Source organism: Ruegeria sp. AM5, from assembly GCF_056540645.1.
Genome location: NZ_JBQFXC010000016.1, coordinates 39,106 through 55,594 on the forward strand (window position 1 = coordinate 39,106; position 16,489 = coordinate 55,594).

The 16,489-nt window shown below is 57.3% G+C and carries 11 protein-coding genes; 10 read left to right on the plus strand and 1 reads right to left on the minus strand.

Annotation, left to right across the window (positions count from 1 at the left end):
* The first annotated feature begins 279 nt into the window (after positions 1 to 279).
* From rplJ to ACR0AH_RS20010, 6 genes are all read left to right on the plus strand, one after another.
* The gene (rplJ, locus tag ACR0AH_RS19985; RefSeq protein WP_010441181.1) at positions 280 to 798 is read left to right on the plus strand and encodes a 50S ribosomal protein L10; all 519 of its coding nucleotides are present in this window, start codon (positions 280 to 282) and stop codon (positions 796 to 798) included.
* A gap of 80 nt (positions 799 to 878) precedes the next feature.
* Positions 879 to 1,253: a 50S ribosomal protein L7/L12 gene (gene rplL / locus ACR0AH_RS19990; RefSeq protein WP_010441182.1), complete on the plus strand. Its 375-nt coding sequence runs from the start codon at positions 879 to 881 to the stop codon at positions 1,251 to 1,253.
* 250 nt (positions 1,254 to 1,503) lie between these two features.
* Positions 1,504 to 5,640, plus strand: a complete 4,137-nt coding sequence (gene rpoB / locus ACR0AH_RS19995) for a DNA-directed RNA polymerase subunit beta (protein ID WP_480593429.1) — start codon at positions 1,504 to 1,506, stop codon at positions 5,638 to 5,640.
* Between the two features lie 50 nt (positions 5,641 to 5,690).
* Complete coding sequence (rpoC, locus tag ACR0AH_RS20000; RefSeq protein ID WP_170406489.1) at positions 5,691 to 9,932, plus strand: DNA-directed RNA polymerase subunit beta'; 4,242 nt, start codon at positions 5,691 to 5,693, stop codon at positions 9,930 to 9,932.
* 141 nt (positions 9,933 to 10,073) lie between these two features.
* On the plus strand, positions 10,074 to 11,147 hold the full coding sequence (locus tag ACR0AH_RS20005; protein ID WP_480593431.1) for a PLP-dependent cysteine synthase family protein: 1,074 nt from the start codon (positions 10,074 to 10,076) through the stop codon (positions 11,145 to 11,147).
* Positions 11,148 to 11,276: 129 nt separating this feature from the next.
* Complete coding sequence (locus tag ACR0AH_RS20010) at positions 11,277 to 12,146, plus strand: DMT family transporter (protein WP_170398562.1); 870 nt, start codon at positions 11,277 to 11,279, stop codon at positions 12,144 to 12,146.
* Here ACR0AH_RS20010 and ACR0AH_RS20015 read toward each other — a convergent pair.
* Positions 12,131 to 12,946 (minus strand): glycosyltransferase, encoded by an 816-nt coding sequence (locus ACR0AH_RS20015; RefSeq protein ID WP_480593433.1) that lies wholly within the window; start codon positions 12,944 to 12,946, stop codon positions 12,131 to 12,133. The two genes, ACR0AH_RS20010 and ACR0AH_RS20015, sit on opposite strands and share 16 nt — an antisense overlap.
* A gap of 398 nt (positions 12,947 to 13,344) precedes the next feature.
* Between ACR0AH_RS20015 and rpsL the strand changes: the two genes are divergently transcribed.
* From rpsL to ACR0AH_RS20035, 4 genes are all read left to right on the plus strand, one after another.
* Positions 13,345 to 13,716, plus strand: a complete 372-nt coding sequence (rpsL, locus tag ACR0AH_RS20020; protein WP_005621086.1) for a 30S ribosomal protein S12 — start codon at positions 13,345 to 13,347, stop codon at positions 13,714 to 13,716.
* 15 nt (positions 13,717 to 13,731) lie between these two features.
* Positions 13,732 to 14,202, plus strand: coding sequence for a 30S ribosomal protein S7 (gene rpsG / locus ACR0AH_RS20025; RefSeq protein ID WP_010441203.1), 471 nt, complete (start codon positions 13,732 to 13,734; stop codon positions 14,200 to 14,202).
* Between the two features lie 18 nt (positions 14,203 to 14,220).
* Entirely contained in the window at positions 14,221 to 16,338 is a 2,118-nt protein-coding gene (gene fusA, locus ACR0AH_RS20030; RefSeq protein ID WP_170328783.1) for an elongation factor G, read from the plus strand.
* Between the two features lie 60 nt (positions 16,339 to 16,398).
* Positions 16,399 to 16,489 (plus strand): GTP-binding protein (locus ACR0AH_RS20035; RefSeq protein ID WP_036223564.1); only part of this gene is annotated, 91 nt, incomplete at its 3' end.

Sequence of the window (16,489 nt, forward strand, 5' to 3'; positions counted from 1 at the left end):
AAATTTACCTCTTGGAAACCCGGCCTATCTGTCCTAAGTAGACCTGCGGAATAAAGCGTGCGATTCGTCGTGCGCTTTATTTTGTTTCGTCCAAGACGGTGGGTGGGTCCATCTGGCCCCTTAATTCCCTGCCTGAGACGGGTAAGACCAAAGAATTCTGAGGGTCACGATCCTCGGGCGCATTTTGGCCAATCCCGTAACAACGGACCTGAACGCCGGAGCGAAAGCTGCGGCAAATATGAGCCGGGGTGAGATATCGCCCCTAACTTGGAGAGAACTGTGGATAGAGCCCAGAAAGAGAAAGTGGTCGAGGAACTCGGCCAAATCTTCGAAAGCTCTGGCGTCGTAGTGGTTTCGCACTACGCCGGTCTGACAGTTGCCGAGATGCAGGACCTTCGCGCACGTGCTCGTGACGCGGGTGGTGCCGTGCGTGTTGCCAAGAACAGGCTCGCCAAAATCGCCCTTGAGGGTAAGCCGTGTGAAAGCATGGCCGACCTGCTGACAGGGATGACCGTTCTGACCTATTCCGAGGACCCCGTGGCAGCTGCCAAGGTGGCCGAGGACTTCGCCAAGGATAATAAGAATTTTGAGATCCTCGGCGGTGCAATGGGCGAGAACGCTCTGGACCGCAAAGGCGTCGAAACAGTTTCGAAAATGCCGTCTCGTGAAGAGCTTATTGCTTCGATCGTTGGCTGCATTGGCGCACCTGCTTCGAACATCGCCGGCGCGATTGGCGCACCTGCAAGCAACATCGCAAGCATCCTTTCCACCATCGAAGAGAAGGCGGAAGCTGCGTAAGCGGTTGGCACTGAATGATCTGCGTAGGGGAACCACCCTGACGTTGGAACACACACTGTAAAACGGAAAGAGCTAATACAATGGCTGATCTGAAAGCACTCGCAGAAAGCATCGTGGGTCTGACCCTGCTGGAAGCACAAGAACTGAAAACCATCCTCAAAGACGAATACGGCATCGAGCCCGCAGCTGGCGGCGCCGTAATGGTTGCAGCTGGTGGCGACGCCGGTGGCGCAGCTGAGGAAGAAAAAACCGAATTCGACGTCGTTCTGAAGAACGCCGGCGCTTCGAAAATCAACGTGATCAAAGAAGTTCGCGGCATCACCGGTCTGGGCCTGAAAGAAGCCAAAGAGCTGGTCGAAGCTGGCGGCAAGATCAAAGAAGGCGTGTCGAAAGACGAAGCCGAGGAAGTCAAAGGCAAGCTGGAAGCAGCTGGCGCCGAAGTCGAGCTGGCCTAAGCCAACCGACAGGTGCATCGCTGATGCGCCGCAAAATTTGGCTGGGTCCGGAGAAATCCGGGTCCAGCCGAACCTGTCTTAGAAAGGGCCTCATTGTCTGGGGCGTTTTCTAAGACACGGTTTTCGGATCGGGAGGCCACCTTCGGGACGGTGGTCACGAATTGATCCGGACGTGTCGTCTCGATTGTGCAAGATGCCGGGGCCCGACGGTGTCTTTGCCCGCTGAGAACATCGAAAGGTGACATCTGACATGGCTCAAACGTTCCTTGGCCAGAAACGTCTTCGTAAATATTACGGCAAAATCCGCGAAGTTTTGGAAATGCCGAACCTCATTGAGGTGCAGAAATCTTCTTATGATCTTTTCCTGCGCTCCGGCGATGCAGAACAGCCCACAGACGGCGAAGGCATCAAAGGCGTGTTCCAGTCGGTTTTCCCGATCAAGGATTTCAACGAAACTTCCGTTCTGGAGTTCGTGAAATACGATCTGGAAAAACCCAAATACGACGTCGAAGAGTGCATGCAGCGCGACATGACCTACAGCGCGCCGCTGAAGGTCACGCTGCGTCTGATCGTGTTTGATGTAGATGAGGACACCGGCGCTAAATCGGTCAAAGACATCAAAGAACAGGACGTGTTCATGGGCGATATGCCCCTGATGACACCGAACGGCACCTTCATCGTGAACGGTACCGAGCGTGTGATCGTGTCCCAGATGCACCGTTCGCCTGGTGTGTTCTTTGATCACGACAAGGGCAAGACCCATTCCTCGGGCAAACTGCTTTTTGCTTGCCGCATCATCCCGTATCGCGGCAGCTGGCTGGACTTTGAGTTCGACGCCAAGGACATCGTGTTCGCCCGTATCGACCGTCGTCGTAAACTGCCTGTGACAACCCTGCTTTATGCGCTGGGTCTGGATCAGGAAGCGATCATGGACGCGTATTACAACACCGTGTCCTACAAGCTGGACAAGAAGAAAGGCTGGGTCACGCCCTTCTTCCCAGAGCGTGTGCGCGGTACCCGTCCGACATATGATCTGATCGACGCGAAATCGGGCGAAGTGATTGCCGAAGCGGGCAAGAAAGTCACCCCGCGCGCGGTCAAAAAGCTGATCGACGAAGGCGCTGTTACCGACCTGCTGGTGCCCTTCGACAACATCGTCGGCAAGTATGTCGCCAAGGACATCATCAACGAAGAAAACGGCGCGATCTATGTCGAAGCCGGTGATGAGCTGACCCTGGAGTATGATAAAGACGGCGACCTGATCGGCGGCACCGTCAAGGACCTGATGGATGCGGGCATCACCGACATCCCGGTTCTGGACATCGACAACGTCAACGTTGGCCCCTACATGCGCAACACCATGGCTCAGGACAAGAACCTGAACCGTGAAAGCGCGCTGATGGACATCTACCGCGTCATGCGTCCGGGCGAGCCTCCCACCGTCGAGGCTGCGTCGGCTCTGTTCGACACCCTGTTCTTCGACAGCGAGCGCTATGACCTGTCCGCCGTTGGTCGTGTGAAGATGAACATGCGTCTGGCTCTGGATGCGCCGGACACCCTGCGCACGCTGCGCCGCGAAGACATCGTGGCCTGCATCAAGGCGCTGGTGGAACTGCGTGACGGTAAAGGCGACGTGGACGATATCGACCACCTCGGCAACCGTCGTGTCCGTTCGGTCGGCGAACTGATGGAAAACCAGTATCGCGTTGGCCTGCTGCGTATGGAGCGCGCGATCAAAGAGCGCATGTCGTCGGTCGAAATCGACACCGTCATGCCGCAAGACCTGATCAACGCGAAACCCGCTGCGGCTGCTGTTCGTGAATTCTTTGGCTCATCGCAGCTGTCGCAGTTCATGGACCAGACCAACCCGCTTTCGGAAGTCACCCACAAACGCCGTCTCTCGGCGCTTGGCCCGGGCGGTCTGACGCGTGAGCGTGCGGGCTTTGAGGTCCGCGACGTACACCCGACCCACTATGGCCGGATGTGCCCGATTGAAACGCCGGAAGGTCCGAATATCGGTTTGATCAACTCGCTGGCCACCTTCGCCCGCGTGAACAAGTATGGCTTCATCGAAACACCTTACCGCGTTGTTAAAGACGCCGAGGTGACCGATGAGGTTCACTACATGTCCGCGACCGAGGAAATGCGTCACACCGTGGCGCAGGCGAACGCGACGCTGGACGCCGATGGCAAGTTCATCAACGATCTGGTTTCGACCCGTCAGGCTGGTGACTACACTCTGGCTCCGCGTGAGAATGTGGACCTGATCGACGTGTCGCCGAAACAGCTGGTATCAGTTGCTGCATCGCTGATCCCGTTCCTTGAAAATGACGACGCCAACCGCGCTCTGATGGGCTCGAACATGCAACGTCAGGCGGTTCCGCTGCTGCGCGCCGAAGCGCCGCTGGTCGGTACCGGGATCGAGGAAAAGGTCGCGATCGACTCAGGCGCTGCGATTCAGGCGAAACGCGCCGGTATCATCGACCAGGTCGATGCCCAGCGTATCGTTATTCGCGCCACCGAGGATTTGGAACTGGGCGACGCTGGCGTTGACATCTATCGTCTGCGCAAATTCCAGCGGTCGAACCAGAACACCTGCATCAACCAGCGTCCGCTGATCAAGGTGGGTGACACCGTCCAGAAGGGCGAAGTTATTGCCGACGGTCCGTCGACCGATATGGGTGAACTGGCGCTTGGTAAGAACGTGGTCGTCGCGTTCATGCCGTGGAACGGTTACAACTACGAAGACTCGATCCTGATCTCGGAACGTATCGCGCGTGACGACGTCTTCACCTCGGTCCATATCGAGGAGTTCGAAGTCGCCGCCCGTGACACCAAGCTGGGCCCGGAAGAGATCACCCGCGACATTCCGAACGTCGGTGAAGAAGCGCTGCGCAACCTCGACGAGGCAGGCATCGTTTACATCGGTGCGGATGTTGAGCCGGGCGATATTCTGGTCGGCAAGATCACTCCGAAGGGCGAAAGCCCGATGACCCCGGAAGAAAAGCTGCTGCGCGCCATCTTTGGTGAGAAAGCATCTGACGTGCGCGACACCTCGCTACGCGTGAAGCCGGGTGACTACGGTACGGTTGTTGAGGTCCGCGTCTTCAACCGTCACGGCGTCGAAAAAGACGAGCGTGCGCTGCAGATCGAGCGTGAGGAAGTCGAGCGTCTGGCCCGTGACCGGGACGACGAGCTGGCGATCCTGGACCGCAACATCTATGCGCGTCTGCAAGGTCTGATCCTTGGCAAAACCGCTGTCAAAGGCCCGAAAGGCGTCAAACCAGGCTCGGTGATCACCGAGGACCTGCTGGAAACCTTGACCCGCGGTCAGTGGTGGCAGTTGGCACTGGAAGGTGAGCAGGACGCACAGATCGTTGAAGCCCTGAACGAGCAGTACGAAGTGCAAAAGCGTGCTCTGGACGCCCGTTTCGAGGACAAGGTCGAGAAAGTCCGCCGTGGCGACGACCTGCCGCCGGGTGTGATGAAGATGGTCAAAGTCTTCATCGCCGTGAAGCGCAAGCTGCAGCCGGGCGACAAGATGGCTGGTCGTCACGGGAACAAAGGTGTGATTTCCAAGGTTGTTCCGATGGAAGACATGCCGTTCCTGGCCGATGGTACGCCCGTTGACTTCTGTCTGAACCCGCTGGGTGTGCCTTCGCGTATGAACGTTGGTCAGATCCTTGAAACACACATGGGTTGGGCCGCACGCGGTCTGGGTCTGAACATCGACGACGCTCTGGGTGAATACCGCCGGTCCGGCGATCTGACCCCGGTGCGCGAAGCGATGAAGCTGGCCTATGGCGAGAATGTCTACGAAGAAGGCATCACCGGTCTAGACGAGGATGGCCTGATCGAGGCTGCGGGCAACGTGACCCGTGGTGTTCCGATCGCAACCCCGGTCTTCGACGGTGCCAAAGAGGCGGATGTCAACGACGCGCTGGTGCGTGCGGGCTTCTCGGAAAGCGGTCAGTCGGTTCTGTTCGACGGTCGCACCGGTGAGCAATTTGCACGTCCGGTGACCGTGGGCATCAAGTACCTGCTGAAACTGCACCACCTAGTGGATGACAAGATCCACGCGCGTTCAACCGGGCCGTACAGCCTGGTCACCCAGCAGCCGCTGGGTGGTAAGGCGCAGTTCGGTGGTCAGCGCTTTGGTGAGATGGAAGTCTGGGCTCTGGAAGCTTACGGCGCCGCCTACACCCTGCAGGAGATGCTGACGGTGAAATCGGATGACGTCGCCGGCCGGACCAAGGTCTATGAGTCGATCGTCAAGGGCGAGGATAACTTTGAAGCGGGCGTACCGGAATCGTTCAACGTTCTGGTTAAAGAAGTCCGTGGTCTCGGCCTGAATATGGAACTCCTGGATGCGGAGGTTGAGGAGTAAGGGCCTTGCCCTTTCTCCCGTCCCCCCTTCCGCAAGATTTGAGGTAACAAATGAACCAGGAAATCACCAACAACCCGTTCAACCCGCTAACGCCCCCAAAGGTTTTTGACGAGATCAAGGTCTCGCTGGCGTCGCCCGAGCGGATCCTGTCTTGGTCCTATGGCGAGATCAAGAAACCCGAAACCATCAACTACCGGACGTTCAAGCCCGAACGTGACGGCCTGTTCTGCGCGCGTATCTTTGGCCCGATCAAAGATTACGAATGTCTGTGCGGCAAATATAAGCGGATGAAGTATCGCGGCGTTGTCTGCGAGAAATGCGGTGTGGAAGTCACCCTGCAGAAAGTCCGCCGCGAGCGTATGGGCCACATCGAACTGGCCGCGCCCGTTGCACATATCTGGTTCCTGAAATCGCTACCGTCCCGCATCGGTCTGATGCTGGACATGACGCTGCGCGATCTGGAACGCGTTCTGTACTTTGAAAACTACGTCGTCATCGAGCCCGGTCTGACCGACCTGACCTACGGCCAGATGCTGACCGAAGAAGAGTACATGGATGCGCAGGATGCCTATGGCATGGATGCGTTCACCGCGAATATCGGTGCCGAAGCCATCCGTGAGATGCTGGCCCAGATCGATCTGGAAGCCGAAGCCGAGCAGCTGCGCGCTGATCTGGCCGAAGCAACCGGCGAACTGAAGCCCAAGAAGATCATCAAGCGTCTGAAGGTTGTCGAATCCTTCCTCGAGTCGGGCAACCGGCCTGAGTGGATGGTCATGACCGTGATCCCGGTCATTCCGCCGGAACTGCGTCCGCTGGTTCCGCTGGATGGTGGCCGGTTCGCGACCTCGGATCTGAACGATCTGTATCGCCGCGTCATCAACCGGAACAACCGTCTGAAGCGTCTGATCGAGCTGCGCGCGCCTGACATCATCGTCCGCAACGAAAAGCGGATGCTGCAGGAATCCGTGGACGCTCTGTTCGACAACGGCCGTCGTGGCCGCGTGATCACCGGCGCCAACAAGCGTCCGCTGAAATCGCTGTCGGACATGCTGAAAGGCAAGCAGGGCCGCTTCCGTCAGAACCTTCTGGGTAAGCGCGTCGACTTCTCGGGCCGTTCGGTCATCGTGACCGGTCCGGAGCTGAAGCTGCACCAGTGTGGTCTGCCCAAGAAGATGGCGTTGGAGCTGTTCAAGCCGTTCATCTACTCGCGCCTTGAAGCCAAGGGTCTGTCTTCGACTGTTAAGCAAGCGAAGAAACTGGTCGAGAAAGAACGTCCCGAAGTGTGGGATATCCTCGACGAGGTGATCCGCGAACATCCTGTCATGCTGAACCGTGCGCCGACGCTGCACCGTCTTGGCATTCAGGCGTTCGAGCCGGTTCTGATCGAAGGTAAAGCCATCCAGCTGCACCCGCTGGTCTGCTCGGCCTTTAACGCCGACTTCGACGGGGACCAGATGGCCGTTCACGTCCCGCTAAGCCTTGAGGCGCAGCTGGAAGCGCGTGTTCTGATGATGTCGACGAACAACGTTCTGTCGCCTGCAAACGGTGCACCGATCATCGTTCCGTCGCAGGATATGATCCTGGGTCTGTACTATGTGACCCTCGAACGCGAAGGCATGCCGGGCGAAGGCAAGGTCTTCGGTTCGATCGAAGAAGTTCAGCACGCGCTGGACGCCGGTGAGGTGCATCTGCACTCGAAAATCACCGCGCGGATCACGCAGATCGACGACGAAGGCAACGAAGTTCAGAAGCGCTATGAAACCACTCCGGGCCGTCTGCGTCTGGGTGCATTGCTGCCGATGAACAACAAAGCCCCGTTCGAGCTGGTCAACCGCCTGCTGCGGAAGAAAGAAGTGCAGCAGGTGATCGACACCGTCTACCGTTACTGCGGTCAGAAAGAGTCGGTTATCTTCTGTGACCAGATCATGTCGATGGGCTTCAAAGAAGCGTTCAAGGCGGGCATCTCGTTCGGTAAGGACGACATGGTCATCCCGGATGACAAGTGGGGCATCGTTGATGACACCCGCGGTCAGGTGAAGGACTTTGAACAGCAGTACATGGACGGCCTGATCACTCAGGGCGAAAAGTACAACAAAGTTGTTGATGCCTGGTCGAAGTGTAACGACCGCGTCACCGAAGCGATGATGAGCACCATCTCGGACGTTGCCAAGGCCGAAGACGGGTCAGATCAAGAGCCGAACTCGGTCTACATGATGGCCCACTCCGGTGCGCGTGGCTCGGTCACTCAGATGAAACAGCTGGGCGGTATGCGCGGCCTGATGGCTAAGCCGAACGGTGACATCATCGAAACGCCGATCATCTCGAACTTTAAAGAAGGTCTGACCGTTCTCGAGTACTTCAACTCGACCCACGGTGCCCGTAAGGGTCTGTCGGATACCGCTCTGAAGACGGCGAACTCGGGTTACCTGACCCGTCGTCTGGTCGACGTCGCACAGGACTGTATCGTTCGTGAGATCGACTGTGGCACCGAGCGTGCGATCACTGCCGAAGCAGCCGTGAACGACGGTGAGGTTGTCGCCTCGCTGGCGGAACGTGTGCTGGGCCGTGTGGCCGCAGACGATGTTCTGCGTCCGGGTACGGATGAGGTGATCGTGGCTGCAGGTCAGCTGATCGACGAACGTATGGCGGACACCATCGACGAAGCCGGTGTTGCCTCGATGCGCATCCGCTCGCCTCTGACCTGTGAGTCCGAGGAAGGCGTCTGCGCCACCTGCTACGGTCGTGACCTTGCACGGGGTACCATGGTGAACACAGGTGAGGCTGTCGGCATCATCGCCGCTCAGTCCATCGGTGAACCCGGTACGCAGCTGACGATGCGGACTTTCCACATCGGTGGTGTTGCGCAAGGTGGTCAACAGTCGTTCCAGGAAGCCAGCCAGGAAGGTGTCGTTTCCTTCGAGAACCCGCAGATTCTGGTCAATGCCGCAGGCGAAAGCCTCGTTATGGGCCGGAACATGAAGCTGGTGATCAGCGACGAACACGGCGAAGAGCGTGCCAGCCACAAGCTGGGCTACGGCTCCAAGCTGTTCGTCAAGGACGGCACCAAGGTGGCCCGTGGCGACAAGCTGTTCGAATGGGATCCCTACACCCTGCCGATCATCGCCGAGAAAGCCGGTACCGCGAAATATGTCGACCTTGTTTCGGGCCTTGCGGTCCGGGATGAGACCGACGATGCAACCGGCATGACCCAGAAGATCGTGATCGACTGGCGCGCGGCCCCCAAAGGCAGCGACCTCAAGCCCGAGATCATTCTGGTTGGTGAAGATGGCGAGCCGGTCCGCAACGATGCGGGCAACCCGGTTCACTATCCGATGTCGGTGGATGCGATCCTGTCCGTCGAAGATGGTCAGACCATCGAAGCCGGTGACGTTGTTGCGCGTATCCCGCGTGAAGGCGCCAAGACCAAGGACATCACCGGTGGTCTGCCACGTGTGGCCGAACTGTTCGAAGCCCGTCGTCCGAAAGATCACGCGATCATCGCAGAAGCCGATGGTTACGTGCGCTTTGGCCGCGACTACAAGAACAAGCGCCGCATCAGCATCGAACCGGCTGACGAGTCCATGGAGACCATCGAATACATGGTACCCAAGGGCAAGCACATCCCGGTCGCCGAAGGGGACTTCATCCAGAAGGGTGAATACCTGATGGACGGTAACCCGGCTCCGCATGACATCCTGTCCATCATGGGTGTCGAAGCGCTGGCGGATTACATGATCGACGAAGTGCAGGACGTTTATCGTCTGCAGGGCGTTAAGATCAACGACAAGCACATCGAGGTCATCGTGCGCCAGATGCTGCAGAAGTGGGAGATCCTGGATTCAGGTGACACCACCCTGCTGAAAGGCGAACATGTCGACAAGCAAGAGTTCGACGCAGCCAACGAGAAGACTATCTCGCGTGGCGGTCGTCCGGCTCAGGGTGAGCCGATCCTTCTGGGGATCACCAAAGCTTCGCTGCAGACGCGTTCGTTCATCTCGGCGGCGTCGTTCCAGGAAACCACCCGCGTGCTGACCGAAGCCTCGGTTCAGGGCAAGAAAGACAAGCTGGTTGGCCTGAAAGAGAACGTCATCGTTGGTCGCCTGATCCCTGCCGGTACCGGTGGGGCCACTCAGGCCGTCCGCCACATCGCGCAATCGCGTGACAACGTGGTCATCGAAGCCCGCCGGGAAGAGGCCGAAGCGGCTGCTGCTCTGGCCGCTCCGACCTTCGACGACGACATGGTCGGTGATGAGCTGGACGTTCTTGTGGAAACACCGGAAAGCCGCGAATAGGCACCCTCAATAACTAAGAAAGGCCCCGCGATTTCGCGGGGCCTTTCTTGTTGTGAGCGCTCCGAGGCGAACTCTCACAAAGATAGTTACTAATGTGACCCGGTTTGTGGCATGCTTTCGTCAACAGAGGAGGGGGCCGCAATGACAACCCGTCAAACGCATGGGCGAAAGCGCCTGTATGACAGTATTTTGGACACCGTTGGAGACACGCCAAGCATACGAATAAACAGGATCGCGCCCTCAAACGTGACGGTTTACGTAAAATTCGAAGCGTTTAACCCGGCCAGTTCTGTCAAAGATCGCCTTGCCCTCAACATCATCGAAGCGGCAGAACGCGACGGTAGCTTAAAACCCGGCCAGACAGTAGTTGAGGCGACCTCGGGGAATACCGGTATCGGGCTGGCGATGGTCTGCGCGGCCAAAGGCTATCCCTTAGTTGTGACGATGGCCGACAGTTTCTCGGTCGAGCGGCGCAAGCTGATGAGGTTTTTGGGGGCAAAAGTTGTCCTGACACCGCGCGCGCAAAAGGGGTTCGGCATGTATACAAAAGCCAAGGAATTGGCCGAGCAGAACGGCTGGTTCCTGGCCAGCCAGTTTGAAACCGCAGCCAATGCCGATATTCACGAAAATACCACCGCGAGGGAAATCTTGGGTGACTTTGGTGGGCAGAATCTCGACTATTGGGTTACGGGCTATGGCACTGGCGGGACGGTCTCGGGCGTGGCCCGGGTGCTGAGGAAAGCGCGCCCTGAGACCAAGATCATCCTGACCGAGCCTGCCAATGCAGCCATTGTGTCGTCGGGGTATGTAAACACCCGCAACGAAATAAACCAGCCGACCGAGAGCCACCCGAACTTCGAACCGCATCCGATACAGGGTTGGACGCCTGATTTCATTCCGTGGGTTCTGCAGGAGGCCATTGATAACTCGTACTATGATGAGTTGATTCCCGTTCCCGGTAGCGACGGTATTGCATGGTCGCGCCGTTTGGCCGCAGAAGAGGGGATTTTTACCGGTATTTCTGGTGGCTCGACCTTTGCGGTCGCGATGAAACTGGCCGAGACTGCGCCGGAAGGTTCCGTCATGTTGGTAATGTTGCCAGATACGGGCGAGCGTTACCTTTCGACACCATTGTTTGATGGCGTAGAAGAGGAGATGACGGATGATGAGATCGAGATCTCGAAATCTACGCCTTCCGCCCAGATGACAGATTGAAACGACTGAAAAGTCGACAGTTTGTGTAGCTCGTCGGAACTATTACTGTAGGATTGTCAGGCGCAAATTGACTTCGTGATCGATTGAACAGTTAGTACGACGATATATTGAAGGCCGGGTGTTGATTAAATGAGTCCTAACGTTAAAGGCGCGCTGCTGATGATGGGCAGCATGGCGGCCTTTACCGTCAATGATGCGTTGGTGAAAGTGGTGGGGCAAGATCTGCCTCTGTTCCAACTTGTGACCATGCGCGGAGTTTTGGCGACAGTTCTTGTGTTGATAATGGCCCGTTATCTTGGGGCGCTTCACCTGAATTTTCCCCTCCATGACAAATGGCTTATCGCATTACGGTGCCTGGCAGAGTTGGCGGCGACCATCTTCTTTTTAACGGCTCTGATGCACATGCCGCTTGCCAACGTTACGGCAGTTCTACAGGCGTTGCCGCTGACCGTGACTTTGGGTGCTGCCTTATTCTTCGGTGAAGTAATTGGATGGAGACGTATTGCTGCAATTGCGCTTGGGTTCGTCGGTATGTTGTTGATCGTTCGGCCCGGTCCTGAAGGATTCAGCATCTATGCGATTTACGCATTGATTGCGGTTGCTTCCGTTACAGTTCGCGATTTGATCACCCGCCGAATGTCAGCTGAAGTACCTTCTATGGTGGTAACACTGGCGACATCCCTCACTATCACATTGGCAGCGATCATCGTCTCCACGTTTGAAGGATGGGTGCCGGTCTCGACCGCATCTGGAGCGATGATCGCCAGCGCTGCGGTCTTTGTTCTGATAGGCTATCTGTTCAGTGTCATGGTGATGCGCGTGGGCGAGGTCGGTTTTGTTGCGCCATTTCGCTATTCCAGCCTGCTTTGGGCACTGGGACTGGGGTGGGCTGTGTTTGGTGACTGGCCGGACGCGATCACAATGCTGGGTGGTGCATTGGTAGTTGGGGCAGGGATGTTCACTCTGTTTCGCGAACGGTCGCGTCAAGCGGAGAAGTGAGGCAAACGTACGAAACCGGGGTTTAGCGCGAAACGCGTGGCAAAATCGGTCTCGATTTCGGGCGTGATCGGCGCAAGCTGCGCCTTCTGCTTTTCAGCGCGCGGCGAGTCGTTGGAGTTGTTCAATGTCCTGATCCACATCGGGCGATCAGGATAACTGACCACTGGCATGAAACGCCCGATCCGGTTGTGGGTAAAACTTATGATCGTGTGGTCGCACCCGCCCGCGATAAGCATGCCCAAGCCCACCCCAAGCAGAGATTTGTAGATTTGTGCCGCCCGAACCCCATTCGGCCCAAAGCTGGCCTGGTATCCGTTGTTGAAATCGAGGCCTATGGCCTGATTTTTTCCAATCAGCCCGGCAACATCATCGGCGGACTCGCGCAGTCTTTCGATGAAATCAATCGAAATGCTGTCGTCGTCATCATGGCGAAATTGAAGACAGGGCCGGTCCGGGTTTGAACGCGCTTCCTGAAGGATTCGTTTCATGACCTGCCGGTGTTTATGGCTTGGTTCGACGGGTCTTTGGACAATTCGTACCTGCTTGATGTCAGCGGTGAGGTCCTTAAGCCGGTCGAGCGCCTTTTGCGGCAGACAGCCCCCAACAACGACCAGAAGCTGATAGTCCCCATCTGTCTGCGCGCGAAAGCTGGGCAACGTCACAGATTCGAACAAGCGGAACCGCTCTTCCAGACGAACAGGGTTGTAGAGATGGGCGCGCCGATCTGCGACCGTGTCATGTTCGATCTGGAAATCGCCCAGAGCAGGGAATGAAAATCGACACAGGCCAAAGACTTGCATGGGGCATCCAATGGTTTGCAGGGCATGTTCACAATGCATACGGTGCCGAAGTGCTGCAATGCGTCGGCGCAGTGGGAATCTTCATTAGTTCCTGATAGACCGCCGGAGTTCTTATGTACAACACGCCTTTCCCGCTGGGCTGTTGACACTCGGGCCGACTCCCCTTAATACGCGCGACATCTCGGTACCGGGGGCCGCCCCATAACCGATTTCAGTAATGAACTGGTCAAGGCCCGAACACTTTTATCGTTCGCGCCCTCTGATAACAAACCGCGACGTTCACCTCGGAATGGGAACGCTCGCGGGTTTTGCGCTTGTGGACGCATGAGTGCAGCGAATTTAACCGCACGCAACGCGCGTGCATGTCATGTGTGTTGCAAAACGGGGAAGAAACCGGAATGCCAACTATTCAACAGCTGATCCGCAAACCGCGGCAGCCCAAAGTAAAACGCTCGAAGTCCATGCACCTGGAGCAGTGCCCGCAGAAACGCGGCGTCTGCACCCGCGTGTACACCACCACACCGAAGAAGCCGAACTCGGCTATGCGTAAGGTTGCCAAAGTGCGCTTGACCAACGGGTTCGAGGTCATCTCGTACATCCCGGGTGAAAGCCACAACCTGCAGGAACACTCGGTTGTTCTGATCCGTGGCGGCCGTGTAAAAGACCTTCCCGGTGTGCGTTACCACATCCTGCGCGGTGTTCTGGATACTCAGGGCGTCAAAGATCGTAAGCAACGTCGTTCGAAATACGGCGCGAAGCGTCCCAAGTAAGAAGGAGAGGCTGATATGTCACGTCGTCACGCCGCCGAAAAACGCGAAGTCCTGCCTGACGCCAAATTTGGCGACAAGGTACTGACCAAATTCATGAACAACCTGATGATCGACGGCAAGAAGTCGGTCGCAGAGCGCATCGTTTACAACGCGTTTGACCGCGTTGAGAACAAGGTAAAGCGCGCTCCTGTCGAAGTGTTCCACGAAGCGCTCGACAACATCAAACCGTCGGTCGAGGTTCGCTCGCGCCGGGTTGGTGGTGCAACCTATCAGGTTCCGGTCGAAGTGCGCCCTGAGCGCCGCGAAGCACTGGCCATCCGCTGGCTGATCACTGCTGCGCGTGGCCGCAACGAAAACACCATGGAAGAGCGCCTTGCAGGCGAGCTGCTGGACGCCGTTCAGTCCCGCGGTACTGCCGTCAAGAAACGCGAAGACACCCACAAGATGGCCGAGGCGAACAAAGCCTTCAGCCATTATCGTTGGTAATCCGAGAGGCTTAGACCAATGGCACGCGAATATCCGCTCGAACTGTACCGTAACTTCGGTATCATGGCGCACATCGACGCAGGTAAGACCACCTGCTCGGAGCGTATCCTGTATTACACTGGTAAATCCCACAACATCGGTGAGGTGCACGATGGTGCAGCCACCATGGACTGGATGGAGCAGGAGCAGGAACGCGGCATCACCATCACTTCGGCTGCGACCACCACTTTCTGGGAACGCACCGAGGACGGTCAGACCGCAGAAACTCCTAAGCACCGCCTGAACATCATCGACACCCCCGGCCACGTTGACTTCACCATCGAAGTTGAGCGTTCGCTGGCGGTTCTCGACGGTGCTGTCTGCGTTCTGGACGCAAACGCCGGTGTTGAGCCCCAGACCGAAACCGTGTGGCGTCAGGCTGACCGCTACAAGGTTCCGCGTATGGTTTTCGTCAACAAAATGGACAAGATCGGCGCTGACTTCTTCAACTGCGTCAACATGATCGAAGACCGCACCGGCGCACGCGCTGTTCCGGTTGGTATTCCGATCGGTGCCGAGTCCGAGCTGGAAGGCCTGATCGACCTGGTCACCATGGAAGAGTGGCTGTGGCAGGGCGAAGATCTGGGCGCAAGCTGGATCAAAGCTCCTATCCGCGACAGCCTGAAAGACATGGCTGACGAATGGCGCGGCAAGATGATCGAAGCGGCCGTCGAAATGGACGACGACGCGATGATGGAATACCTGGAAGGCAATGAGCCCGACGTTCCAACCCTGCGCGCCCTGCTGCGTAAAGGTACTCTGGAAATCGCGTTCGTTCCGGTTCTGGGTGGTTCGGCGTTCAAGAACAAAGGCGTTCAGCCGCTGCTCAACGCTGTGATCGACTATCTGCCCAGCCCGCTGGACGTTGTTGATTACATGGGCTTCAAACCCGGCGACGAAGAAGAAGTTCGTGACATCGCCCGTCGTGCAGACGACGACATGGCCTTCTCGGGTCTGGCGTTCAAAATCATGAACGACCCCTTCGTTGGCTCGCTGACCTTCACGCGGATCTACTCGGGTACCATGAACAAGGGTGACTCGATCCTGAACTCGACCAAAGGTAAGAAAGAGCGCATCGGTCGTATGATGATGATGCACTCGAACAACCGGGAAGAGATCGAAGAAGCGTTTGCAGGCGACATCATCGCGCTGGCGGGTCTGAAAGACACCACCACCGGTGACACCCTGTGTGACGCGAAGGATCCGGTGGTTCTGGAAACCATGACCTTCCCCGATCCGGTTATCGAGATCGCGGTTGAGCCCAAAACCAAGGGCGACCAAGAGAAGATGTCTCAGGGTCTGGCCCGTCTGGCCGCCGAAGACCCGTCCTTCCGTGTGGAAACTGATCTGGAATCCGGTCAGACAATCATGAAGGGCATGGGCGAACTTCACCTGGACATCCTGGTTGACCGTCTGAAGCGCGAGTTCAAGGTTGAAGCGAACATCGGTGCACCTCAGGTGGCCTATCGTGAAACCATCTCGATGCCGGTTGAGCACACCTACACCCACAAGAAACAGTCGGGTGGTTCGGGTCAGTTCGCGGAAGTCAAGCTGGAGATCCAGCCGACCGAAGCGGGCGAAGGTTACTCGTTCGAAAGCCGCATCGTTGGCGGTGCCGTTCCGAAGGAATACATCCCGGGTGTTGAAAAAGGCATCAACTCGGTCATGGATAGCGGCCCGCTGGCTGGCTTCCCCGTGATCGACTTCAAGGTTGCCCTGCTGGACGGTAAGTTCCACGACGTTGACTCGAGCGTTCTGGCGTTCGAAATCGCATCGCGGATGTGTATGCGTGAAGGCATGCGCAAAGCTGGCGCGAAACTGCTGGAACCGATCATGAAGGTCGAAGTGATCACCCCGGAAGAATATACCGGCGGTATCATCGGTGATCTGACCTCGCGTCGGGGCCAGGTATCTGGTCAGGAACCGCGCGGCAACGCAATCGCGATCGACGCGTTTGTTCCGCTGGCCAACATGTTCGGCTACATCAACACTCTGCGTTCGATGTCGTCGGGCCGTGCCCAGTTCACCATGCAGTTTGATCACTACGATCCGGTCCCGCAGAACATCTCGGACGAGATTCAGGCGAAATACGCATAAGCGAAGATTTGAGGGAGCGCGGCTAACGCGCTCCCTTCATTACCGAAAAAGGAGGCCATCATGGCAAAGGAAAAGTTTGAGCGTAATAAGCCGCACGTCAACATCGGCACGATTGGCCACGTTGACCACGGCAAGACCACGCTGACCGCAG

Excerpts from the sequence above, each read along its gene's own strand:
- rplL (WP_010441182.1), top strand. The coding sequence starts at position 879 with ATGGCTGATCTGAAAGCACTCGCAGAAAGCATCGTGGGTCTGACCCTG.
- rpoB (WP_480593429.1), top strand. The coding sequence starts at position 1,504 with ATGGCTCAAACGTTCCTTGGCCAGAAACGTCTTCGTAAATATTACGGC.
- rpoC (WP_170406489.1), top strand. The coding sequence starts at position 5,691 with ATGAACCAGGAAATCACCAACAACCCGTTCAACCCGCTAACGCCCCCA.
- ACR0AH_RS20005 (WP_480593431.1), top strand. The coding sequence starts at position 10,074 with ATGACAACCCGTCAAACGCATGGGCGAAAGCGCCTGTATGACAGTATT.
- ACR0AH_RS20010 (WP_170398562.1), top strand. The coding sequence starts at position 11,277 with ATGAGTCCTAACGTTAAAGGCGCGCTGCTGATGATGGGCAGCATGGCG.
- ACR0AH_RS20015 (WP_480593433.1), bottom strand. The coding sequence starts at position 12,946 with ATGCAAGTCTTTGGCCTGTGTCGATTTTCATTCCCTGCTCTGGGCGAT.
- rpsL (WP_005621086.1), top strand. The coding sequence starts at position 13,345 with ATGCCAACTATTCAACAGCTGATCCGCAAACCGCGGCAGCCCAAAGTA.
- rpsG (WP_010441203.1), top strand. The coding sequence starts at position 13,732 with ATGTCACGTCGTCACGCCGCCGAAAAACGCGAAGTCCTGCCTGACGCC.
- fusA (WP_170328783.1), top strand. The coding sequence starts at position 14,221 with ATGGCACGCGAATATCCGCTCGAACTGTACCGTAACTTCGGTATCATG.